The sequence below is a fragment of the Litchfieldia alkalitelluris genome (assembly GCF_002019645.1).
GTDB classification, from domain to species: Bacteria; Bacillota; Bacilli; order Bacillales; family Bacillaceae_L; genus Litchfieldia; species Litchfieldia alkalitelluris.
Window position 1 is genome coordinate 3,997,907 of the sequence record NZ_KV917374.1, and the last position, 25,333, is coordinate 4,023,239.

Here is a 25,333-nt window from a genome sequence, read left to right on the forward strand (position 1 = left end):
GCTCATGGAACTCCGCTAACTTAGTTATTTTCATGGTAGATTTAATTATATCTTTTTTAAGCCTCTTAGACATTTCTAACTGGATGGAGCACGTAAGAAAAGGCCCAGACGGCCTAAAAACAAAAAGTACCTGCCCAATTGATGGGATACAGGTACTTTTTCTAACTAAACTATTTTACGATAATAGTTTTTCCATTTCATTTAATTTCTCTTCAAATACTTTACAAGCATCCCTAATTGGATCAGCTGACGTCATATCTACTCCTGCACTTTTTAAAACTTCAATTGGATAATTTGAACTACCCGCTTTTAAGAAGTTGTTAATATACCTCGTTACAGCAGGCTCTCCTTCTTCAAGGATTTGCTTACTTAGCGCAGTTGCAGCACTATATCCTGTTGCATATTGATATACATAATAATTATAGTAGAAATGAGGTATACGAGCCCATTCTAACCCAATTTCTTCATCAATAACAATGTCATCACCGAAGTACTTCTTATTTAACTCATAATACGTCGATGTTAACAGATCAGGTGTTAAAGCTTCTCCCTCTTGCGCCTTTTTATGAATAGAATGTTCAAATTCTGCAAACATTGTTTGACGGAAAACAGTACCTCTAAAGCCCTCTAGAAAATGATTTAATAAATATAAGCGCTTCTGGTCGTCATCAATGGTTTTTAATAAATAATCATTTAATAATGCTTCATTACAAGTAGAAGCTACTTCCGCCACAAAGATAGAGTAATTCCCGTAGGTATATGGTTGGTTCTGACGAGTATAATAGCTATGGACAGAGTGTCCAAACTCATGAGCAAGCGTAAATAAATTATTTACATTATCCTGCCAGTTCATAAGAATGTATGGATTAGTTCCGTATGCACCAGAAGAATAAGCACCACTACGCTTTCCTTTATTCTCTTGAACATCAACCCAGCGATTTTCAAATCCTTCTTGTACTACCTTCAAATAGTCCTCACCAAGTGGCTTTAAACCATTTAATAAATAATCCTTTGCTTCTTCATATTTTACTTCCATCTTCACATCTTTTACCAAAGGTGTATATAAATCATACATATGAAGCTCATTAACACCTAATACTTTCTTTCTAAGTGCCACATAACGATGTAATAAGTGAAGATTTTCATTAATCGTATTAACTAAATTATCATAAACAGCCTCAGGTATATTGTTTGCACTTAAAGCAGCTTCACGAGCGGAGGAATAATTTCTAATTCTCGCATTAAAATTATCCTTTTTAACCGTTCCATTTAGCGTGCTACCGAACGTATTTTTATACTTACCATACGTTTCATATACCGCATTAAAAGCATCCCTTCGTACTCGTTGATCATCACTTTCTAAAAAGCGAATATATCTTCCATGGGTAATTTCTACTTCTTCCCCGTTTTCATCCGTAATCGTGGGAAATGAAAGGTCGGCATTATTAAGCATTCCGAATGTATTACTTGAAGTTGCCATAACTTCTGAAGCTTCTGCTAATAAAGCTTCCTCTTTCTCAGATAATACGTGTGGACGTTGTTTGTTAATTTCATCTAACGCATGTGCATAAACTTTTAGCTCTTCTTTCTCATCTAAAAAAGCTTTAATCTTTCTCTCCTCGATTGAAAGAATCTCTGGTACGATATAAGAAAGAGCACTTCCAACTTGTGTGTATAAATTGGTTGCACGATCATTTAATCCTTGATAATAAGAATTGCCCGTATCCTGGTCATAGCGCATATGTGAATATGTATAAAGTTTTCCTAGTCTCAGTGATATCGTGTCTTGATATTGTAGGGCATCATATAATACGTCGGCCGACTCACCTAGTTTACCCTTAAACTCTTGAATTTGTGGGATCATCTCTTTAATTTCTTGAAATTCCTTTTCCCAGTCAATATCAGATTCAAAAATATCCTCTAAACGCCAAGTATCTTCTTTAGGTACTTCGTTTCTACTTTGTAATTTTTTTACTGTTGCTTCAGCCATATAAAAATAATACCTCCTAATTATTTCACTCGCTATCCAAATACTATAACGATTCTATTCGTTATTATAACTATAAATTCCTCTTTTTACTAAATATATGCTGTTCTTCCCCATAGCTAAATTAAATTTATTTTATCATTTTTGCTATTATTTCAATGACTTTCAAATCAAGGTTTGAAGCAGTTTCATGATTATTTGGAATAAGAATTTGTGAGATTTTTTTAAAACTTGTAGTTGATGTTCGCTTAAGTATTCCAAGGTATTGTAGTGTTTGAAGATACTCCATTATGGCATGAGAAACATGTGATTGTGAACGAACTAAAGGAAGAACCCTTAAATTGATATGACCTTCATCTACCCTCTTCATAAAATTACTGTAAACACTTTTATAGGTTATATTTTCTCCGATCTTAATAAGATGAATTGAATCCAGAAGAATCCATAACTGCCATATCACTGAGTTTGTCTGAATCCAATACATTTTAGTACATGGTAATCCTGTTTCTGCTGGTATATGTCCAGGTGGGATATATAAAGAATAAAGCTTATTAAGAAGTTGGTTATATTTTCTAGGAGGATGAATAGAGAAATGCATACGGAAGTTAATTTTTTGAAAAAGCCAATCCTTTTTATAATTTCTGAATTGATAATTGGTAATTGGAGAACTGATAAGCTGTGTTAAGCTAATTTCCGATGAATGGAAGTTACTGACTGAGCCATAAATAATCGATTCTGAATAAGGGATAATCGAGGTTAATATCTTGAAGGTTTGGTCCTCTGGAGAATAAAAGATCAACTTTATTGGTAATGCTTCATGGCTTGTTGCAAATTGCCATAGAAAAGGGGACAAAGTAAATTTGTGTACTGAGACTTGTTTGATCCAACTAGAATCGATAATCCAAAGCGGTTCAATGTTTAATTTAAGGTATGATAATGTTCTTTTCCGAAACAATTCCTCCGAAATCCTCGAACATTGATATTCAATGACAAATAATTTCTTTTCTACGTAAAAGGAAATATCCGGTCTTTGTAAAATTTCTCCTATATATGGTTCTAATTGAGCTTGGGGATATTGGTTTATGATCCAATGAAACAATTGCTGTTTACCTTGTAGGTGATTGACTGACTCTGCTTCTGTTTGAACATGGCACTTCATCTCTTTTTGGTGTGAGAAGTGTACAGCTTTTTTATCGCCAATTTTCAACATCAATTTAACCTTACATACTGGGCAGAGAAAGATTTCATTCCTTCTTAACTGTCTAAGCTCTTCCTTATCCCGTAAGTCCAATAATGAAATGTATCCACCCTTTTCTCTTAATGCAACTAACAAAATTCTATCACTCCTTTTTGATATTGGTTATTTTCATATACTTTGTTACTTTTAAAAAGGGCGTCTAAGTTAACTTTAACTGCCAAGAGTCGACCTTTACTTCCTATTATAGGAAAATATAGGGTATTTCAGTTTAAATTAGGTCAATTAGCAATGATCTTTCAGAAAAGAGCCCTTCATCTTTTGTTTATTCGATACCAAAACCGAAATCTCCTGCAAAAAAGGTTATTCCTAAAGTATTTTCTAGCTGTATAACAGCCAGGATACTAAGAGAATAACCTTCTTTTATAGAAGTGGTGATAATAATCTTGAGGTAGACTCAATAATTCGTTGCTTTAACGAACGCTTATTAAACTCTTCTAATATGATTAAACTGGAGCGATCAAAATCTTCTAAAAAGTCACTTACAAGCTTTGTCGTACTGCTTGTCTTATAAAGGAACGCATTGATTTCAAAATTAAGATGAAAACTCCTCATATCCATATTAGCCGTACCAATAGAAGCCAATTGACCATCCACTATGATGATTTTGTTATGCATAAAACCATCTTTATATTCATATATTTTTGCTCCAGCCTCCAGTAGAATAGGGAAATAAGATCGTGAAGCATAAAAGACAATTTTCTTATCAGGTCTTTGTGGAACTAATATCCTTACATCAATACCGCTTAAAGCTGCAATTTTCAGAGCAGATAGAATATCATCGTCAGGAATAAAGTAGGGAGAAGAAATCCATATACTCCTCTTTGCAGAAATAATCATTGCAAAAAATAAATTCTTAATTATCTCCCATTCACTATCGGGTCCTCCAGCAATCATTTGGACACCACCACCAAATTGATCACCTTCTAACAGTTGTGGTGAGAGATAGTCTTGAGATAAATATGCTTTCCCAGTCATATAATGCCAATCTTGGAGAAAGATTAATTGTAATGACCTTACTGCTTCACCTTTTACAACTAGATGAGTGTCCCTCCAAAATCCAAAATACTTGTCTCTTCCTAAGTATTCGTCTCCAATATTGAGTCCTCCAACAAATCCAATTGTTCCATCAATTACAATGATTTTCCGATGATTTCTAAAGTTGATTTTATTATTAAGAAATGGAAGCTTTACTGGAGAAAAGGCTACGATTTCTACCCCTGCTTCTTTCAAATCAGAAATGTATTTTTTAGATAATTTCCAACTACCAACAGCATCATATAAAAATCTTACTTGTACACCTTTCTTTGCACGATCAATTAATATATTTTTTAATTTTTGACCAACTTCATCATCTCTAACGATATAGTATTCTAGGTGTATGTGGTGTGAAGCTTTTTCTAATTGAGCAAAAATCTCATTAAACGTTTCTTCTCCATTTGTTAAAACCCGAGTGTCCGTTGAAAAGGTAATCGGGCTTTTGGCTAATTTATGTGCTAAGCGAAAAAGAAGCTTGTTTTCTTCCATATGTTCAATTTTATCTTCTAATTGATCAATATTTCCTTCTACTCTTAAATAAGCTTCTTCGTCAAACAACGCCTTTTGTCTAAATAGCTTTTTTTTACGATAATTTCTACCGAATAATAAATAAAAGAAAAAACCCAACAAAGGAAAACTTCCAAGTACCACAAGCCATGTTAATGTTTGTGTTGGTCGACGATTTTCTAAAAATATAACAAAGCTAATAAAGATAACTGATAAGGTGGTTAAAATACTTAATACGCCTAAAAGCCAGCCTTCCCACAAGCTTTTAGTAAAAAATAATAGTAGAAAAATTGAAATTAAAAATATCAGGACTTGCAATGTATTTTTCAATCATTCACCTTCTTTAATATGACAACTAAAAAATGTATTCTTGATTTTTATTGTCAAAGCTCGATATAAATAAGGCCGATTTCAAGATTGAAATCGGTCTTATTTTGGAGGGAAATATGTTGTTAATTCTTTTAGAGCATTAGCTTGAACAATTTCCTTCCCATATTCAATCAGTCTATGAATAGTTAGGGTGGATTCATCTCCATATTCAAGTACAATGCTTAACATATTTTCTAGTTCTTCCTCAGTATAAAAGTCTTCATTAAATTCGATATATAGATAGTACTTATCTTTATACACATATAAGCTATTGTTTAAATCTTTTAATTCTGTACGATGAGCGAGAGAAATAACATCCTCAAAATCTCTAAAGTGGATTAAAAATTGAAAGCTTTCTTCATCCAATTCAGATATATTATCATCATCATTATTCATAGATTTAGAATTAAATTGTTGGTCGAGTAGCGATTCAATCTTTTCATCTACAGGAAATTTATCATCTACAGGTAAATCAAATTTATGCCCATCCTTAGATATTTGGGCTCGAGTGACTAAGACTTCTAGTCCTTTCTCGAGTGCTTGAATTTGGATCCATAGCGGACCCTCCACAGTGAATTCTTCCTCTTGGTGAACTTCATCCATCATTTCCCAAAAAAGTTCTTCACTTCTCTCACGATTATACCAAATTTCATCTCGGTCAAATCCACGCTCTTCTATATCTATATACGATATATAAAATTTTACCGTATGTTCATTAATACGTTCTATCTCCATCCTTAGTCTCTCCCTTCCAGCTCTAATTTGAAGGGACCATAACCCCCGAGCAATTGTGCTCTTATTCACCTTATCCAAAAATGATGTTAGGTAATCATTGTTTAATGATATATTATCTTGTACTTTATTTTATGATACAAATAAGGAGAATGGAAATGAAAATAACCAATTTTAAAAAAACAATCATTTGACCTAAAGTCTAGATTGTTTAGTTATATTATAATATATTGCCTATTTTATTGAAAGAAATAAGTCCACAAAGAAAATAGAATAGTCATATCTTAGTACAACCATTGCTATATATATATAAGTACAGCGTTTAAGGGAGGAGACATATGGATTTAGAATTGATCACTTCAGTACTAATAATTATCGGTATAGATATCATCCTTGGTGGTGATAATGCAATTGTTATTGCCCTCGCCTGTAAAAACCTCCCTGAAAAGCAGCGTAACAAAGCTATCGTTCTTGGAGCAGTGATGGCGATCGGATTGAGGATTATTTGTACAATTCTTGCTGTTTTTCTTCTTGATATCCCATTTTTACAATTTGTTGGCGGATTCTTCCTCATTCTCATTGCTTATAAACTATTAACAGATAAGCAGGAGGACCATTCTTCTATTAAGGGAGGAATAAGTTTAAGTAGTGCCGTTAAAACAATTGTTATTGCCGATTTGGTAATGGGGCTTGATAACGTTATTGCGGTTGCTGGAGCTGCTCATGGTAACTTCCAACTAGTAGTATTGGGACTGATTTTTTCAATCCCAATTATTATATGGGGTAGTAAGTTAATTCTATTTATAATGGAACGCTTCCCGATCTTTATTTATGTTGGAGCAGCTATTTTAGCTTATACTGCGGGGAAAATGATGATTCATGAAGAAAAATTACAATATCTTTATGATCAACATGTACAGGTTATCCAACTAGTTCCTTTTATCACGATTATTCTGGTTATAGTAGCTGGTTATTTTTCAAACAAATTTAATGCTTCAACGGCATAGTAGATTTGAGACCTCTTTTAAAGGTGTCTACCCTGAAAATACCTAGGTCAGAGAGTTTCAATTCCCTTACTAATGCCCAAAGCCCTACAAAGGGAATAAAAAGCGTTGTTTCATTCCCTTTCTCATGCACAAAGCTCAACAAAGGGAATGAAAAGCATTGTTTCATTCCTTTTCTCATGCCAAAAGCTATCCAAAGGTAATGAAAAGCATTGTTTCATTCCTTTTCTCATGCCAAAAGCTATCCAAAGGGAATGAAAAGCGTTGTTTGATTCCCTTTCTCATGCCAAAAGCTATCCAAAGGGAATGAAAAGCATTGTTTCATTCCTTTTCTCATGCCAAAAGCTATCCAAAGGGAATGAAAAGCGTTGTTTGATTCCCTTTCTCATGCACAAAGCCTATGAAAGGGAATGAAAGATATTCGAGACCGAAAGATCAGTAGTTGTCTAGTTGCTCTACCTCCACACTGAGTGAACAAAACATTTGCATTCTCCATGGTACGAATTAAATTAGCATGAAAGTCTTACCTGAAAATAACTTTGGTTGTGGAGTTCCATGAGCTGCGATCCACTGCTTTCCGCGGGGTGGTCCGTGAGCCTCCTCGTTACTTTTGGCTCCTGTGGGGTCTCACGAGACCGCTAAATCCCGCAGGAGTCAGGTGGCTCTTCGCTCATTCCACACTGAGTGAAAAAATTTTTCATCCTCCATGGTGCAAATCTAATTACATGGAGGTCTACCCGAAATAACTTTTATAAAACAAAAAACGAGGATGTCCCATAAGTGTGCATCACTTAATGGAATATCCTCGGTTAACATACTAGTTAACTAGACGCTGTGCTTCACGTAATTGGTAAGTACGTACTTTCCTAGGTAAGAAACGACGAATTTCATCTTCGTTGTACCCAACCTGTAATCTCTTTTCATCAATAATAATTGGACGTCTAAGTAAGCCTGGATTTTTTTGAATAAGCTCATATAAATCCTGTAATGGCATTGCCTCTAGATTGATGTTTAGTTTTTGGAATATTTTTGAACGAGTAGAAATGATCTCATCAGTTCCATCTTCAGTCATACGAAGAATTTCCTTAATTTCTTCAATAGAAAGAGATTCAGAGAAAATATTCCTTTCAACATATGAAATATGATGCTCTTCTAGCCATGATTTAGCTTTTCTACAAGACGTACAGCTTGGTGATGTATAAAGAGTAACCATTAATATCACTCCTTTGGATTAATTGATATATGGTACTAGTTAGTCTAACTAACCTACAATGATTAGCATCTTGAGTTTAATACCATCTTTAAATTAAAATTAATTTAATTAAGTAATTTCTCTTAATTATTATACATCAAATATATATAGAAAGATATATAAATTAATAAAAATACTATAAAAGTTATACAAAAATGATACGACAATTTTCTCAAATAGCGTGATATGTATGATAATGCTCTTTTATTATTTTAAATCTAAAAAAATAGGAAGTAAACCAAATATAATTTGATTTACCCCCTTATACGCTCACTTAATCTAATTCACGAAAAATATCCTTCGATTGATCTTGTTTATAAGTTAATACTTTATCTACTTTCTCATACGATTCTCCGTACATTTCTTTGTCTTTATATGTGTGTACAAGCTTATACGTTCTTTTCATTGCATTATAAATTTCATCTTCTGATTCAGAATTAGGTGACCAATAAAGAATTTCTAACTCATTTACTTTTTTAGTAGCTAAAGACCTTCTTCGATAACCAATAGAATGTGCGTGTTGAAAACCCTCTCTTTTATAAAACTTTAGCCTTTTTTCTGTATCAGAATCATTATAATCAATCGGTTCGACCTCAAGAAGTATCGGCTTCCCCTTAGCCTTTAATTTTTCAATTAACTTATGCCCTAAACCTTGACCTCTTGACTCTTTCGATACAAATAAATAATCAATGAAAATAAAGTCATGAAGCTCTACATACATTAAAACATGATATTTTCCTTCATCCTTATGATAAATATCGGATTTCTCAGTTAGAAGGGCTTCTATGTGTTCTTTTGACTTCATTTCTTCAATCGGAAAATATTGATTTAATTTATCATACCAATTCATTTTATTCTCCTTTCATTATATTTATAGTCCTTCCTAAATGAAAACGTGAGAAATTTTCAAGACCTTGTCCACTAATTAAAGATTTACTCTTTAATTAATCTCCTTTTTAACATAAAATAAAAGAAGAAGTTAATAATTGGAGGGATACATATGATTAGTTACATCATCGATTTTTCTATTGTTGCAGTACTTGTAATCGGTATCACGGCAATTATGGGTGTAGTCACAAACGGATTAGGCATTTCTGTTTTCGGTGGTAAAACCAAATCAGAATTTGTTGATAAATCAGACAGAATGCAATCTGGCTGGAAAAAAGTTGGCGGAACAGGAATTAAAAAATAAGTTTTCGATCTTAAATATTGTATTAATGGAAAACAAAGGTTCCAACTACTCTTCAGACGACGTACGAAGATAGACAGGTTTTATTAGAAGCGATTGGATTACCAATCGCTTCTCTAATTTCTACACTCATTAAATTATGGAGTATAATCGACTCCTTTTGTATAGGTATTTCCCGCATTCCATAAAAGAAACTCAGTTATTCCATTATCATTTAATGCTTTAATCTGGGCTTCTACCTCATCTTTACCATATACTATATAGTTCCCACTTCCAAGCCAACTAGCAGTAAAATCCTGAATCCATGGCCTTGATATCGGTTTTTGATCTAATTCATTAAGTTTTTTCTTTTCAAATTTTGCATATTCACTAATTAGTCGGTATGGCTCAAGATCAGGCTTGGCAATTCCAAAATAACTAGTCCAGTGGCTAGGATAAATCATCGATGATATTATATCGACATGCTCGGATATTTCCGAAAAATTTTGTCCAATTCCGGGTGCTTCAGGTAAAGTAGCAGAATATCCAAATATGTCTACAGAAACCTTAACATCGTATGGCTCCAAACTTTTTTTTGCATATTCAACAAAATCTGTTACAGCATGTACTCTACTTGGCAGCTCACCATTGTTATCTTTTTCATACTCGCCCAATCCATATTTCAACTGTTTATCTCGTTTCTCAAATCCCTCTGGGAAACGAACATAATCAAACTGAATTTCTTTAAAGCCTAATTTTGCTGCTTCTATTGCAATTCCTACATTATAATCCCAAACTTCTTTTAAATAAGGATTAACAAAAGATTCTCCTCTATTATTGGCCCAAACTTTTCCGTTTTCCCGAAATGAGAGCTCAGGTTTCTTTTTCGCTAAAACAGTATCCTTAAAAACAACTACTCGAGCAATCGGATAAATATCTCTTTCTGAAAGATTTTCTAAAAGTTTTCGTGGGTCTTTGATATAGTTTTGTCCAATTTCAGAATAGGTTGAATCCTTTTTTGGTTTATAGGTTAAAAAGCCATGATCATCTTTAATGTCAATGACCATTGAATTAAGATCAGTCTTTTCAATTAGTGAAAGAAGTTCTTTAAACCTACTCCCACCAGCAGAATGGCCGGTCACGTAAATCCCTCTCACAGCTTCAGGATATTCAAATGAAAGACCAGAATCAAACTTAAATCTTGCAGGCTTTTCAGGGATAACCCTTGTTTCTCGATTCAGCTGTTTAAACGGATGATTATCTGCACCTAGTTGAACTGGTTCAGCAAAGACGTTTTGCGACATCATTAATGTGATGAATATTACAGAAATTAGTAACGTACTTCTTTTCCACATGTAACAACCTCCAGTTTTTATTTTCAGCTCTGTTACGTAAATGATAGTGTTTGCCCTGGCAATTGAACACACAAAGCAGTAGTAGTAGTCCGGATTCTCCTGTGCATTTAAGCTTGGAGGTATCGGGTTTCTCCTTCCCTTAAGAACCAGGAATCAAACGTCCCACCACAATAACTTAATAAATAACAGAGCCATTTATTTAAATGGTGGTCTTACTAAAAAACAAGTAGATCAATTTCTATATACCATTAGTTTTTTCATTCTTTATGTATTTCATGATTACTTCTTTCTGTTAGTTATTCCATATGCTCTTTCTTTATCAAAAATAACCAAAAAAAGGTTACCCTAATGATAATTCACAGAATTTAATTACGTGAAGTACATTTATGGGTAACCTTTATTTTTTAGATATTGTTTTGTCTTTTGTACTCTTCAAATTCTTGTTCAGAACACGAAACATAATGACCCGGCTTGATTTCTCTTAGCTTCACATTATCATTCGATCCATAATTATGATCCTTAGGGTCATAGATCAATCTTTGTCTTGTTCGTTCTGACTGAGGATCTGGTAAAGGAATTGCAGATAACAACGCTTTGGTGTATGGATGAATTGGATTATTGTATAATTCATCACTATCTGCTAATTCAACAATATTACCAAAATACATTACACCAATACGATCACTGATATATTTAACCATTGAAAGGTCATGTGCAATAAATAAATACGTTAAACCTTTTTCCTCTTGAAGTTTTTTCAATAAGTTTACTACTTGAGCTTGAATTGAAACGTCAAGAGCCGAAATGGGTTCGTCAGCAATTATAAATTCAGGCTCAACGGCTAATGCCCTGGCAATCCCAATTCGTTGTCTCTGACCACCACTAAATTCATGTGGGTAGCGATTCGCATGCTCTCGATTTAATCCAACCGTTTCTAACAATTCGTACACTTTACTCATACGATCTTTTTTGTCAGAAGCCAGTCCATGAATATCAATACCTTCTGCTACAATATCTGCAACAGTTAATCGAGGATTTAAACTTGCATAAGGATCTTGGAAAATCATTTGCATCTTACGGTTAAATTCTTTTAATTCGGCTTTCGACTTTTTTCCGTGAACATTTTTCCCTTCAAATAGTACCTGTCCATCTGTTGCATCATAAAGTCGAATAATCGTGCGTCCAGTAGTCGATTTTCCACAACCTGACTCACCAACAAGACCTAATGTTTCTCCTTTATATATATCAAACGAAATCCCATCTACAGCTTTAACAAGATTTGGTTTTCCAACATTAAAGTATTGCTTTAGATTTTTTATCTCCACTAATTTTTCTTTATTAGCCATCCTTACTCATCCCCCTTTTGCTCTGCCTTTTGATTAGAGGAATATTTTGCTCTACGTTCCTGAATTGCAACTGGCGGCACTACCTTTGGTGCATCTGGATGAAGCAGCCAAGTTGCTGCATAATGTGTCTCTGATACCTTGAACATCGGTGGCTCCATCTCAAAATCAATTTGCAAAGCAAATTCATTTCGTGGTGCAAACGCGTCTCCTTTTGGAGGATATAATAAATCTGGAGGTGTTCCAGGAATCGCATATAATTCTCCGTCTGAATCCAAGCTTGGCATAGAGCTAAGTAATCCCCATGTGTAGGGGTGCTGAGGATTATAGAAGACTTCATCTACAGTACCAATTTCACAAATTTTACCGCCATACATTACCGCCACCCGGTCAGCGACATTGGCTACCACACCTAAATCATGGGTAATAAAGATAATTGACGTATCTATCTTCTTTTGGATATCTTTCATTAATTCTAATATTTGTGCTTGAATCGTTACATCAAGGGCCGTTGTAGGTTCGTCAGCAATAAGTACTTTAGGATTACAAGCCAATGCAATCGCAATGACCACGCGTTGTCTCATTCCACCAGAAAACTGATGTGGGTACTGATTGAATCTCGCTTCAGGATTCGGTATACCTACAAGTTTCAATAAATCAATCGCCTTTTCCTTCGCAGCACCCTTGCTATGTTTTTGATGGATAATCAAACCTTCCATGATTTGAACACCGATTTTCATGGTCGGATTAAGTGAGGTCATCGGATCCTGGAAAATCATCGAAATTTCTTTCCCTCTGATTTTCTGCATTTCTCTCTCACTAGCTTTTGCTAAATCTTTTCCATTAAAAATAATTTCACCTTGTTTAACTTTCCCAATTCCGTTAGGTAAAAGCCCCATTATAGACTTTGTAGTAACAGATTTACCTGAACCAGATTCTCCAACGATTGCTAGTGTCTCACCTTTATTCAAATCAAAGTTAACTCCTCTAATTGCCTGTACTTCACCTGCAAAGGTTTCAAATGATACATGTAAATCATTCACTTCCAATATTTTTGCCATCTGTATTCACCTACCTTTTTTAGTCGCGCATTTTTGGATCTAAGGCATCACGTAATCCATCTGCCATTAAGTTAAATGCAATCATAAGCGCACTGATCACAATTGCAGGAAAGATCATAATGTGAGGGAAGATTTGAATTGATTTATAACCATCTTCAATCAATGTTCCGAGTGAAGCTGTCGGTGGTTGTAATCCTAATCCAATAAAGCTTAAAAATGCTTCAAAGAAGATCGCACTAGGAATTGTAAACATTGTATTAATAATAATAACGCCGGCCACATTAGGTATGAGATGTTTCGTAATAATTTTTGAATCCTTAGAACCTAAGGTCTTTGATGCTAAGACAAATTCCTGGTTTTTCAACTTTAAGATTTGACCACGGACAATCCGGGCCATCCCTACCCAACCTGTAATTGTTAATGCAACAGTTATCGAAATAATACCTGGTTCTAGTACAAGGATCATTAATATTACAACTACCAAGTTAGGAATTCCAACTAATACTTCAATAATCCTTTGCATAACATTATCAGTTCGACCACCATAATAAGCAGAGATTCCGCCATAGGCAACTCCAATGATCATATCAATGACTGCTGCTAAAAGAGCAATATATAAAGAAATACGTGTTCCAGACCATACACGAGTCCATAAATCACGTCCCAAACCATCAGTTCCAAACCAAAAATAATCCGTTATTCCTTTTTGTTCATATACATCTACTACACCACTACCATCAGGCGCTTCCATAGTACCGTCTAATCCTAACCAGCTTACATGTTCTAACACAGGCACTTTCGGAGGTAGCTTTGCACGAGATAAATCTTGATCATCAAATCCATGATTATTCATCATCGGTCCAAAAATAGCAAGAAATGCAACCACGATGATAAGAATTAGACCAAATATAGCTGCTTTATTTTTTCTTAAACTTCTCCAAGCATCCTGCCAATAAGTTAAACTTGGTTTAGTAATTTCTTCCCCTTTATGGGTATCTAATTGAGCTGGTTTAAATAATTCTTTTGGTAAATTCTCTAAGTTTTGTTTCATTATTTTTTACCTCCAGCCAATCTTATACGAGGATCAATAATTCCATATAAAATATCTACAACTAAAACAATGAAGATAAATAATCCTGCAAAGAATAATGTTGTTCCCATAATTACTGGGTAATCATTTGATGTAATTGAGCGAACAAACTGCTCACCTAGTCCTGGGATTGAGAATATTTTTTCTATTACTAAAGATCCCGTCATCAAACTAACTGCTAGAGGCCCTAGTACTGTAATAATCGGTATTAATGCATTTCTCATCGCATGTTTAAAAGCAATTGTAAATGGACGGACTCCTTTAGCTCTCGCTAATAAAATATAGTCTGAGTTTAAAACTTCTATCATTTCAGTTCTCATGAATCTTGCAGTTGTTGCTAATGGAAACATTGCTAGTGCAATGGTAGGTAGAATCGTATATTCAAATCCATCCCAGAATGCGACAGGTAACCATTCTAGTTCTACCGCGATAAAATACTGGAGAAGTCCAGCAAAAACGAATGAAGGGATTGCTTTTCCTGAAACAGCTAAAATTGTAGATCCATAATCATATATAGTATTTTGTTTTAATGCAGCTAAAATCCCAAAAAGCACTCCAATAATTGTACCGAAGATCATTGATTGAAATCCTAAATAAGCTGATGGGCCAATACGATCTAAAATCAACCCTGTTACATCTCTACCGTCAAACTGGAAGGAAACACCTAAATCACCTTGCATTAGATTCCCCATATATTTTAGGTACTGTATCGGTACAGGATCATTTAATCCATACTTTTCTTTAACGACAGCTTGCTGTTGTTCTGTCATTTTGTCCTCGGCTGTAAATGGAGTACCCGGCATTAGCTTCATTAAAAAGAATGTGGCTGATGCAATGATAAATAGGGTAATAAACATATAAAATATTCTTTGAATCAAGTACTTAGCCATTTAACGACACCTCCTATAATTTCTTACGAGTTTTTCAAATGATAATACTGCCAAATAGAAATGAGTGGTATGAAAAAAGATTAGTTTCATGTTCATTTCTATTTGGCAATCTTCCAGCAGGGCTGGAAACTAATCTGAACATGTAACTAATAGAGTCGGTTGTTGAGTAAATTTTCTAAAACTTCTCATATATTGAAAAAGAGGATAACTTGCGTGGAGACGAGTTATCATTAAAGAAAATTCTTTGAAATGATAATCACACCTCCCCGCACACAAGTCATCCTCTTTTATATAAAGTTTTAACTACCTTAACCTTTATTTTTCAATGCTTGTCCATTTAAATGAATAATCTGGTCCAAACGAATGGATATAAAGATTTTTAACATATGGTCTTAATAATTGAGAAGTACCTCGTTGGTATAACGGTGCAATTGCAGCATCTTCTTCTAGCAGAATTCTTTCTGCTTCTTGCATTGCTTCAAAACGAGCAACTGGATCAGCCGCTAGAGTTGTTTTCGCTTCATTAATTAAGCGGTCATACTCTGGATTTGAATAACCCATTTTATTATTACCACCATCTGTAACCCAAAGGTCAGCAAATGTCATTGGATCTAAATAATCAGGACCCCATCCAGCAAGTTGGATATCGTAATCCATGTTCGTGTCAAGATCAAGACGTTGCTTAAATGGCACATTTTTAAGATTGATTGTTAATCCAGGTAAATTTGTTTCAAGCTGGTTTTTAATAAATTCTTGCATCTTTACTGCAGTTTCAGTATCTCCACCAAGAACTTCAATTGTAACTGCATCAGTGCCTAATGCAGCTAAACCAGCAGTCCAGTGTTCTTGAGCTTTATCAACATCATAAACATTAAAATCACCATTTGCAGCACGGAAGTCTTCATTTGTTTCAGGATGCTTTACAAAATCAGCAGGAACAGCATAATTAGCTGGTACTGACCCGTTATTTAAAATAACATCTGACATCCCTTGTTTGTCGATCGCCATCGAAATCGCTTTTCTAACATCAACATTTGCTAATGCTTCATTTTTAGTTTGGTTAAATTTAAACCAGAAAATTGTAGGCTCTCCATAGCTCATAAAATCAGCATGGCTTCGGTATTTATCAACGAACTCTGATGAAAGTGCACCTGACATGTCAATTTTATTTGTATCATAAAGTCCAACAGATGTAGCTGGATCTTTTACAACTTTTACCTCAATAGAATCTAAAGAAACAACATCAGCTTCCCAATAGTCATTGTTCTTATCCATCGTCCAACCTACTTCATGCTCCCAATTCGAAAGCACAAATGGACCATTGAAAATCATTTGTTCCACCTCAAGTGCATATTTATCGCCTTGTTCTGTAACAAATGCTTCGTTTTGAGGAAAGAATGTAGGGAATGTCATTAAAGTATCAAAATAAGGTACTGGACGCTCTAATGTAACTTCAAACGTTGTATCGTCCACTGCCTTAACACCCAATTCTTCAATACCTAACTCACCGTTAGCAATCTCTGTAGCATTGGTAATTACACCTGACATCATATAAGGTCCATATTCAGACGCAGTTTCTGGGTTAACAGCTCGTCTCCACGCAAACACAAAGTCATTAGCTGTTACCTTTTCACCATTTGACCATACAGCATCATCACGGAGATTGAATGTATATACTGTACCGTCTTCACTTACAGTGTGGTCAATAGCAACACCAGGTACTGGCTTGTTATTTTCATCTAAACGATATAACCCCTCAAATACTTGGTTCATCACATTGAACGCAACTGCATCTGTACCCATAACAGTATCCATTGTAGGAATTTCGGCAGTCTCTAAAATATTAAGTACTTGTTCTACCTTCTCTGATCCAGTATCAGCATTGTCCCCTGCATTATCTGTACCACCACATGCAGCAAGAACCGTACTAATGATCAGAATCAGAACTAATAAGTATTTTGACTTTTTCATCTTATGTCCCCCTATAATATTATTCCAAAAAAGCATGTTCGTTTTTTGGGTTGCAGAAACTATTATACATAGTTAAAAAATTTCGTGCATTGGTTTTTATTGGATAAAACAACATAAACCTTGATTTAAAAGCACTAAAAATATAAAAAATAGGTATTTTTACCTATGTATAACCTCTGTTTAAATTCACTGGTTTTTTGTAATATTATCCCTATTTTCTAGATTTAATATGTAAAATATTATATTTAAATATTGTTATTTTAAAATTAATATTATTCTAATAAATTATTTATTTTTGCGAATTAATAGCTGTTTTTGTTATACTACTTGAAAAAATACTGGAGCGAAAATATGAAAATGCCTAAATATATATATAACTCAATTATTTTTACACTGACTTCACTCGTTCTTGTTGTACTCATATCACTCATTTTCTATAAAGAATTTTCATTATTACACTTTATAAATATAACTTTTGGTTTTTCCTCAATTTTTATTCTGTTCGGTTTGCTTACTTTTATAACGAAAAAAGGTTTTTTTGATGGTATTACATATTCTTTTCGAAAACTTTATAAACACACGACAAGATATCAGGTTATCGAGGATTTAGATGAAATGAGAATGCCATCAGAAACTATAAATAACATTCCCTTCATTTTCTTAATAACGGGTGTATCTTTACTATTTATAATGATCATTGCTCTCTTACTTTATTAGTCCAGATTATTTCAAAAGATTGCATCTTTATAGAGATTTAGATATAATAAATAATTATTTATATTCAAATGCAACGATGAAGAATAGTACACATTTTACCCATTTAAAGAGAGCTTGTGGCTGGTGAGAACAAGTAATGAAAAATGTGGAATGGACTTTTTAGCATCTATATTGAAATATAGTAGATATAGACGTTTAACCTAACGTTATAAGGTTTCCGATCTAATCGGTACTAAGTGATTTCTTTAACAGAAATAACTAGGGTGGCAACGCGGTAACCATTCGTCCCTATTCCAAAGGGGAGGAGTGGTTTTTTTATTTGCCAAAAAATTCTAAATAAGAAAAAAGCAGTCTATGGAATGAACGAAGAGCCACTTGACTCCTGCGGGATCCAGTGGTCTCGTGAGACCCCGCAGGAGCCCGCCCCTGGCGACGAGGAGGCTCACGGACCACCCCGCGGAAAGCAAGTGGATCACAGCTCATGGAACTCTAACCTTAGTTATCTTCAAGGTAGAACCCAATGCTAATAAAAATTCGCACCATGGAGAATGAAAATGTTTTGTTCATTCAGTGTGGAGGGAGAGCAACTAGACAACTACTGATCTTTCGGTCTCGAATATCTTTCATTCCCTTTCATAGGCTTTGTGCATGAGAAAGGGAATCAAACAACGCTTTTCATTCCCTTTGGATGGCTTTTGGCATGAGAAAGGGAATCAAACAATGCTTTTCATTCCCTTTGTTGAGCTTTTGGCATAAGAAAGGGAATCAAACAATGCTTTTCATTCCCTTTGGATGGCTTTTGCATGAGAAAGGGAATGAAACAATGCTTTTCATTCCCTTTGGATGGCTTTTGGCATGAGAAAGGGAATCAAACAATGCTTTTCATTCCCTTTGGATGGCTTTTGCATGAGAAAGGGAATGAAACAATGCTTTTCATTCCCTTTGGATGGCTTTTGGCATGAGAAAGGGAATCAAACAACGCGCTTTTCATTCCCTTTGTAGGGCTTTGGGCATTAGTAAGGGAATTGAAACTCTCTGACCTAGGTATTTCCAGGGTAGACATCTATGCTAAATAAGTATTTCGCACCATGGGGGATGAAAAAACTTTATACTTAGCGTAGTGTCAAGCTCCAGGCGCTATCGGCTCTCAGGTCTAAGTCCCCGCAGGAGCCCGCTCCTGGCGACGAGGAGGCTCACGGACCACCCCGCGGAAGGCAAGTGGATCGCAGCTCATGGAACTCTACATCATTAGGTATTTTCAGGGTAGACACCTATGCTAATTTAATTCGCACCATGGAGTATGAAAAATTATACTTAGCTTAGTGTCTAGCTTCAGGCGCTATCGGCTCGGGGTCATAAGTCAATCCGGCAAGAAGGTTAAAAAGCACAACCTTCTTGCCGGCTCGTCTTATGCCTGTCGCCGATGAACGAGCGCCTTCAGCATTTCTTTTTTCAGGGTAGACATCCGTACTCAAACTGCTGAATATTAGGTACTACATAGTTTTTTTACTTTTAAGATAAACTTTTAAATAATACCGGAGAGTGATTATTAATGAAGACTATATTTTCAGGAATTCAACCAAGTGGTTCAGTAACTTTAGGCAATTACATTGGCGCAATGAAGCAATTTATTGAGCTACAAGAAGATAACAACTGTTATTTTTGTATCGTTGACCAACATTCAATTACCGTCCCACAAGACCGTCTAGAACTTAGAAAGAATATTCGTAGCCTTGCAGCCTTATACTTAGCAATTGGCATTGATCCATCAAAATCTACACTTTTCATTCAATCAGAGGTTCCTGCACATGCACAAGCCGGATGGATGTTGCAATGTGTTGCATATATTGGTGAACTGGAGCGAATGACACAATACAAAGACAAATCAGCTGGGAAAGAAGCAGTTTCTGCTGGTCTATTAACATATCCACCATTAATGGCTGCAGATATATTATTATATAATACAGATGTTGTCCCTGTTGGAGAGGATCAAAAACAACATATTGAATTAACAAGAGATCTAGCGGAAAGATTTAATAAAAAGTTTAATGATATACTTACCATTCCTGAGCCTCGTATTCCAAAAGATGGCGCAAGAATCATGTCTCTCACTGAACCTACCAAAAAGATGAGTAAATCAGATCCAAATGTAAAATCTTACATTACTTTATTAGATGATCCGAAACAAATTGAGAAAAAAATTAAAAGTGCGGTAACTGACTCTGATGGAATTGTTGAATATAACCGTACAGAAAAACCCGGTGTTTCAAATTTATTAAGCATCTATTCTGTTATCACAAACCAACCTATCGAAAAAATAGTTGATAACTATAAAGGTAAAGGATACGGGGAATTTAAAGCTGACCTTGCTGAAGTAGTTGTAAATGCGTTAAAGCCAATACAGGACAAATATAATTACTATATCAATTCTGAAGAACTAGATCGAATTCTTGATCTAGGAGCAGAAAAAGCCAACGTTGTCGCAGGTAAGACTTTAAAGAAAATGGAAACCGCAATGGGTCTTGGACGCAAAAGAAGATAAAAAATCCGTAATTCGAGATGCCTTTTACTCACTGTTTGAGCTATAGAAAAACCTTAACAGTAAAATAAAAATAACTAGGGGTGATTTTATTCACCCCTAGTTTACTTTTGGCTCATGTTCAATTTCCCATAATTTCTCGAAAAAAGGCTGACCCTTTATTAAATTTTCACATAAAATTTCATGCTTACTTGTCCATCCAACTCTTGTTTCATGGTACAGTTGCTCCCAAATTTCATCAAAATCTTTATTCTGAATGGTTTCATATTTCATTGGATCCCATTCTGTGTACCAATACCGAACTTCTGACACGTTTTTTGTTGATTGTAGTTGGTCTAGAGCCATGAATAATAATTGTTTTAGTTGTCGTTCCTTACGGGTTAATCCTGCCATTTCAATCGGGGATGGTGACAGAATGTGGTATTCTTTATCACTAGAAGAACTAGTAATATCATATGTATACTCTATGATGTCCTGATCACTCACCATATCATAAACTAACTGTTCTTGTCTTGGTATCAATCTACTCTTCCTTATCGGCAGACTGTAACCTATTGTATCAACCGCAATTATTCCTTGACCATCTGTCACTACAAAACAATAATCCAGTTGAATACGTTCATGGTTCTTACGTACATATGCCTTTTGATATACATCTTTCAATAACTGTTCCGGGAGTTCTGTAAGATCATTTTCGATATAGTTAAAAAGCAATGGATCAATTTTTAGTAAAGGGACCTGATCTAAGAGCTCTACACTATCGTCCTTGCGCCATTCATGAAATTGACACACGTTGTAGCCATTCTCTTCTCCCTCAAACCAATTTACCCAAATATCATGAAGATACAACATTTTCTACCCCTCACTTCAACCGTTTGTCAACAGTATAGGCAGTCCTATTAAAATTTATTCCAAATTATTCATATAATGTTATTTGAAAACTTCATTTTTCATCTTCACCTATTGATAATGATGGAAAGTAAACACTCAGCCATATAATAATCAAACCCATAGGGAAGAGCCAACATTCAACTTTTGTTATTATGAAGTCAAGATATTCTATTACATCCCTACCAGTAGCAAGGATATTTAAATAGGCAATGATACTTATTCCACCAGAAATAGCTAAACCAAACCCTATAAGAAAAATAAATAATCTAAATATCATAGTAACTTGTCCATAACTTGAGAATGATTGTTAGCTTTTTTCATAGGGATTTTTCTCTCCTAACTTGTCCACCTCTATATTTTCATAATATGTATCTCAGTGAGGATTATGAATAAAACACTCTTTTTTTCTATAAAAACAAAAAAAGCCAAGATTCACACTTGGCTTTTTTTAATAATATAAAGTTAATTACTCATTTACCTTTGGATCAAGCGCATCGCGTAAACCATCACCAACAAAGTTAAAGCATAATACTGTTAATAGAATCATTAATCCAGGGAATAATGGATACCACCATGCATTTAACATAATCGTAAAGTTCTGAGCATCCTGAAGCATGTTCCCCCAACTTGGAGTTGGCGGCTGAATTCCTAATCCTAAATAACTAAGTGCTGACTCTGCTAAAATAACTCCACCAATTTGTAATGAAGCTGCAACGATAATCGGTCCCATTGCATTAGGCAAGATGTGCGAGAAAATGATTTTATAACTTCTAGTACCTATTGTCTTAGACGCAAGTACAAACTCACGAGTTCTTAAAGATAAGAATTCACCACGTACTAAACGTGCCGTTCCCATCCATCCTGTTAAAGCAAAGATTAAGATAAGCTTATCAACACCAGGAGAGAAGATTGTTACTAACGTAATTAATAAGAAAATACTTGGAATAGATAGTAAGATATCAACAAAACGCATTAATATTGCATCTAATTTACCACCGAAATATCCAGCTAAAGAACCAACAAGCGTTCCAATTGTAATTGCTCCAAATACGGATGCAAATCCAACTAGCAGAGAAATTCTAGCACCGTAAAGTAGACGAGTTAGTAAGTCACGACCAAATTTATCTGTACCAAGCAAGAACTCAGCGCTTGGTGGTTTTAACTTATCTAATAAACGTTGTTCCTCAAACGAATATGGCGCAATAAGTGGTGCAAAAATTGCTGCTAAGATAATAAGAGATAAGATTGATCCACCTATTACAGCTAATTTATTTTTTACGAATTTTCTTACAATGATTTTCGTCATTGTATCTGGCTTTTTATTTAACCCCTGGGCCAAAGTATCATTAGTAGGGGTATTTGGTGTTAAGTTTGGTTGTGCCATCATGCTTCCCCCTTCTTAGTACTCAATCCGCGGATCAAACACAGCATATAAAATGTCTGCAATTAGATTTCCGATTACAACAAATACAGCTGAAATAACTGTTAATGCCATAATAACTGGATAATCACGTTGGAAAGCTGAATCAAAGAATAACTTTCCGATCCCTGGCCATGCAAAAACCTGTTCAACAATAACAGAACCACCAATAAATGTTGGTAACATTAACCCGAAAATAGTGATAACAGGAATTAACCCATTACGTAATCCGTGCTTGTAGATTACTTTAGTTTCTCTAAATCCTTTTGCTCTTGCAGTTCTCATATAATCCTGTCTGATTACTTCAAGCATACTTGTACGAGTATATCTTGTTAATCCAGCCATATCGGCAGTTGCTAATACAAGTGCTGGTAAAATTAGATGGTGGATTCTATCCCACAAACTAAACGGAGCGTTAAGTGTGTGAGTGCCCCCTGTTGGGAACCAGCCTAAATTTACAGATAAGAACATAATTAAAATAAGTCCGAGCCAAAAGTTCGGTGTGGCCAGTCCTAAAAACGAGGTGATTGTGACCGAGTAATCGAGCTTTGAATACGGTTTCGTGGCTGATAATATACCAAAAGGAATGGAAATAATAACAGCCAGTAATGTTGAAACAACCATTAATAATAGTGTGTTAGGAAGACGATTAGCAATCATTTCACTTACTGGAGTACCTTTACGTACTAATGATGTACCAAAATCACCTTGAGCCATGTTTCCAAGCCACTTTACATATTGAACATGTACAGGCTGGTCTAAACCATACTTTTGAATAAATTTTTCTCTGTTTTCCGGCTTAATATTTGGATCCATCATTAATGCTGTTGGCCCACCTGGTGCCATTTTTACAATTGCAAATGAAATGATGGTGATTCCAATTAATAAGGGAATAGCCATTAAAATTCGTCGAATGATATAAGATGCCATAGCTTATTCTCCTTCTTTAATAGATTTTAAAAGTTTGGCGGACGATAAATGCCCATGATTTAGGCAAGCATTTTATTACAAAGGGGAGGATTCCCTCCCCCATGCAATGTAAATGCTTGTCTAGTAAATTGTTAATTATTGTTGGTTAAACCACCATTTATGAATGTTGTAGAATTCACTCTTTGCATGGAACTCATAACCTTCTAAGTTCTCAGGCATTGCACGGTGTACGTTCGGATAGTAAAGGAACGTGTAAGCTTGGTCTTCAGCAAGAATCTTGTAGATATCACCATAAATAGCTTTGTACTCATCACGATCTAAGATTTGTTTTGCTTCTTCCATTAACTTATCAGCTTCTTCGTTTTTATACCAAACAAAGTTTAAACCTTCTGCCGCTTGGCTAGAATGGAAGATATCATATTGATCAGGGAAAGTAGACATGCTCCACCCTAATACTAATGCATCGTAATCCCAATTTGGAGCAGAAATTTGCTCGATATATGCACTCCACTCAACGATTTCAGGAGTTGCTTCGATTCCAACTTCTTTTAATTGTTGTTGTAATACTACAACGATGTCTTCACGAATCTTGTTACCTTGGTTAGTCTTGATTGAGAAAGAGAATTTTTCTCCATCTTTGTCAAGGATTCCGTCACCATCAGTATCAGTCCAACCAGCTGCAGCTAACAATTCTTTCGCTTTTTCTGGATCATATCCGAAAGTTGGTACTTCATCATTGTAAGCCCATGAAAGTGGAGATTCAGGAACGTGTGCTACTTCACCGTCTCCATTCATAACTGCTTGTACGATTTCTTCACGGTTAATTGCATGTGTAAGTGCTTGACGAACTTCTTTACTTTGGAAACGCTCTTGTTGCATGTTGAATCCAAGGTAAGTGTAAGATAAACCTAAACCAGATTCAATTTGGATTCCAGGGAATGATTGAACTGTTTCTAAATCTGTTCCTGGTACTTCGATAAAGTCAACATCACCAGCTTGGAATTGCGCTAATAATGAGTTTTGATCTGGAACAACTTTGTAAGTGATAGAGTCTAAGTAAGGACGACCCTCAAAGTAATCTTCGTTTGCTACAACTTTAACGTATTCTCCATCAGCCCATGTGTCAAATTTGAATGGACCAGTACCTACTGGAGATTTTGTGTTAAATTCATGCTCACCTAAATCACCAACTGGCACATCAGCAAGAATATGTTCTGGTAAGATACCATAGCTTAAACCAATTGAATGGAATGTAGCATCTACTTGTTTAAGATTGAAAACTACAGTATAGTCATCAACTTTTTCAACACTTTCAAGTGTTTCGAATTGAGACCCACGCTCACCAGCATAATCTGGGTTAAGTGGAATATTGTAAGTGAAAACAACATCATCAGCATTGAATGGCTCGCCATCATGGAAAGTTACATCTTGACGTAATTTAACTGTAAATGTTAAACCATCTTCAGACATTTGAACATCTTCAGCTAAGCTGTTAACCGGATCAAACTTAGTGTCGCCACCAACTAATCCGTTGTAAATGAACCCTTCGATATCTGAACTAGCAGTATCAGTTGAATATAATGGGTTAAATAGTGTAGGCTCACCAATCGATCCTACGATGATATCTCCACCAACTTGTGGTTCACCAGTTGGAGCATCAGTTTCCTCTGTTCCTTCATTTCCACCAGCAGGCTCTTCAGTAGTAGAATCTCCACCACAAGCCGCTAGAAACATTGACATAGCTAATGTTAGAACTAACAATAACCACGCAGACTTTCTTAACTTCATTGTAATTCCTCCCCTATTAATTTATA

The 25,333-nt window shown here is 35.1% G+C and carries 20 protein-coding genes and 1 other annotated feature; of the genes, 4 read left to right on the forward strand and 16 right to left on the reverse strand.

The features are described from left to right. Positions 1 to 175 precede the first annotated feature (175 nt). The 4 genes from pepF to mecA form a co-directional block, all read right to left on the reverse strand. The gene (pepF, locus tag BK579_RS18650) at positions 176 to 1,990 is read right to left on the reverse strand and encodes an oligoendopeptidase F (RefSeq protein ID WP_078548058.1); all 1,815 of its coding nucleotides are present in this window, start codon (positions 1,988 to 1,990) and stop codon (positions 176 to 178) included. Between the two features lie 127 nt (positions 1,991 to 2,117). After that, complete coding sequence (locus BK579_RS18655) at positions 2,118 to 3,320, reverse strand: competence protein CoiA (protein WP_169891185.1); 1,203 nt, start codon at positions 3,318 to 3,320, stop codon at positions 2,118 to 2,120. 285 nt (positions 3,321 to 3,605) lie between these two features. After that, on the reverse strand, positions 3,606 to 5,117 hold the full coding sequence (cls, locus tag BK579_RS18660; protein WP_078548062.1) for a cardiolipin synthase: 1,512 nt from the start codon (positions 5,115 to 5,117) through the stop codon (positions 3,606 to 3,608). A 99-nt stretch (positions 5,118 to 5,216) separates the two neighbouring features. Continuing rightward, positions 5,217 to 5,891, reverse strand: coding sequence for an adaptor protein MecA (gene mecA, locus BK579_RS18665; RefSeq protein WP_078548064.1), 675 nt, complete (start codon positions 5,889 to 5,891; stop codon positions 5,217 to 5,219). A 335-nt stretch (positions 5,892 to 6,226) separates the two neighbouring features. On the opposite strand from mecA, the gene BK579_RS18670 reads away from it, so the two are divergent. Beyond that, the gene (locus BK579_RS18670) at positions 6,227 to 6,895 is read left to right on the forward strand and encodes a TerC family protein (protein WP_078548066.1); all 669 of its coding nucleotides are present in this window, start codon (positions 6,227 to 6,229) and stop codon (positions 6,893 to 6,895) included. 814 nt (positions 6,896 to 7,709) lie between these two features. Here the strand turns inward: BK579_RS18670 and spxA are convergent. Further along, positions 7,710 to 8,105 (reverse strand): transcriptional regulator SpxA, encoded by a 396-nt coding sequence (gene spxA / locus BK579_RS18675; RefSeq protein ID WP_078548068.1) that lies wholly within the window; start codon positions 8,103 to 8,105, stop codon positions 7,710 to 7,712. Between the two features lie 313 nt (positions 8,106 to 8,418). Further along, positions 8,419 to 8,994, reverse strand: coding sequence for a GNAT family N-acetyltransferase (locus BK579_RS18680; RefSeq protein ID WP_078548070.1), 576 nt, complete (start codon positions 8,992 to 8,994; stop codon positions 8,419 to 8,421). Between the two features lie 150 nt (positions 8,995 to 9,144). Here BK579_RS18680 and BK579_RS18685 point away from each other — a divergent pair, with 150 nt between their 5' ends. Next, a complete protein-coding gene (locus tag BK579_RS18685) occupies positions 9,145 to 9,336 on the forward strand; it encodes a hypothetical protein (RefSeq protein ID WP_078548072.1) in 192 nt (63 codons plus the stop codon). Positions 9,337 to 9,470: 134 nt separating this feature from the next. Here BK579_RS18685 and BK579_RS18690 read toward each other — a convergent pair whose 3' ends face one another. The 6 genes from BK579_RS18690 to BK579_RS18715 all read right to left on the reverse strand — a co-directional run bounded on the left by BK579_RS18690 (position 9,471) and on the right by BK579_RS18715 (position 17,022). Beyond that, on the reverse strand, positions 9,471 to 10,667 hold the full coding sequence (locus BK579_RS18690; RefSeq protein ID WP_078548074.1) for a putative glycoside hydrolase: 1,197 nt from the start codon (positions 10,665 to 10,667) through the stop codon (positions 9,471 to 9,473). A 404-nt stretch (positions 10,668 to 11,071) separates the two neighbouring features. After that, positions 11,072 to 12,013, reverse strand: coding sequence for an ABC transporter ATP-binding protein (locus BK579_RS18695; protein ID WP_078548076.1), 942 nt, complete (start codon positions 12,011 to 12,013; stop codon positions 11,072 to 11,074). 2 nt (positions 12,014 to 12,015) lie between these two features. Next, positions 12,016 to 13,071 carry an ABC transporter ATP-binding protein gene (locus tag BK579_RS18700; RefSeq protein WP_078548078.1) on the reverse strand — a complete coding sequence of 352 codons (1,056 nt, stop codon included), beginning with the start codon at positions 13,069 to 13,071 and terminating at the stop codon, positions 12,016 to 12,018. Between the two features lie 19 nt (positions 13,072 to 13,090). Further along, a complete protein-coding gene (gene opp3C, locus BK579_RS18705; protein WP_078548080.1) occupies positions 13,091 to 14,122 on the reverse strand; it encodes an oligopeptide ABC transporter permease in 1,032 nt (343 codons plus the stop codon). Next, complete coding sequence (gene opp3b / locus BK579_RS18710; RefSeq protein WP_078548082.1) at positions 14,122 to 15,051, reverse strand: oligopeptide ABC transporter permease; 930 nt, start codon at positions 15,049 to 15,051, stop codon at positions 14,122 to 14,124. Before opp3b ends, opp3C begins: the two co-directional genes overlap by 1 nt. A gap of 315 nt (positions 15,052 to 15,366) precedes the next feature. After that, on the reverse strand, positions 15,367 to 17,022 hold the full coding sequence (locus BK579_RS18715) for a peptide ABC transporter substrate-binding protein (protein WP_078548084.1): 1,656 nt from the start codon (positions 17,020 to 17,022) through the stop codon (positions 15,367 to 15,369). A 357-nt stretch (positions 17,023 to 17,379) separates the two neighbouring features. On the opposite strand from BK579_RS18715, the gene BK579_RS27105 reads away from it, so the two are divergent. Together BK579_RS27105 and trpS are read left to right on the forward strand one after the other, a co-directional pair. Then, a complete protein-coding gene (locus BK579_RS27105) occupies positions 17,380 to 17,739 on the forward strand; it encodes a DUF3899 domain-containing protein (protein ID WP_407936282.1) in 360 nt (119 codons plus the stop codon). A gap of 64 nt (positions 17,740 to 17,803) precedes the next feature. Continuing rightward, positions 17,804 to 18,032, forward strand: a binding site (T-box leader). 1,259 nt (positions 18,033 to 19,291) lie between these two features. Next, positions 19,292 to 20,281, forward strand: coding sequence for a tryptophan--tRNA ligase (gene trpS / locus BK579_RS18725; RefSeq protein WP_078548088.1), 990 nt, complete (start codon positions 19,292 to 19,294; stop codon positions 20,279 to 20,281). 96 nt (positions 20,282 to 20,377) lie between these two features. Here the strand turns inward: trpS and BK579_RS18730 are convergent, their stop codons facing one another. The 4 genes from BK579_RS18730 to BK579_RS18750 all read right to left on the reverse strand — a co-directional run bounded on the left by BK579_RS18730 (position 20,378) and on the right by BK579_RS18750 (position 25,307). Further along, positions 20,378 to 21,130: a YjbA family protein gene (locus BK579_RS18730; protein ID WP_078548090.1), complete on the reverse strand. Its 753-nt coding sequence runs from the start codon at positions 21,128 to 21,130 to the stop codon at positions 20,378 to 20,380. A gap of 505 nt (positions 21,131 to 21,635) precedes the next feature. After that, positions 21,636 to 22,553, reverse strand: coding sequence for an oligopeptide ABC transporter permease (opp4C, locus tag BK579_RS18740; protein WP_078548094.1), 918 nt, complete (start codon positions 22,551 to 22,553; stop codon positions 21,636 to 21,638). Between the two features lie 15 nt (positions 22,554 to 22,568). Further along, positions 22,569 to 23,519, reverse strand: a complete 951-nt coding sequence (locus BK579_RS18745; protein ID WP_078548096.1) for an ABC transporter permease — start codon at positions 23,517 to 23,519, stop codon at positions 22,569 to 22,571. Positions 23,520 to 23,654: 135 nt separating this feature from the next. Further along, complete coding sequence (locus BK579_RS18750; protein ID WP_078548098.1) at positions 23,655 to 25,307, reverse strand: peptide-binding protein; 1,653 nt, start codon at positions 25,305 to 25,307, stop codon at positions 23,655 to 23,657. Between the last annotated feature and the right edge of the window lie 26 nt (positions 25,308 to 25,333).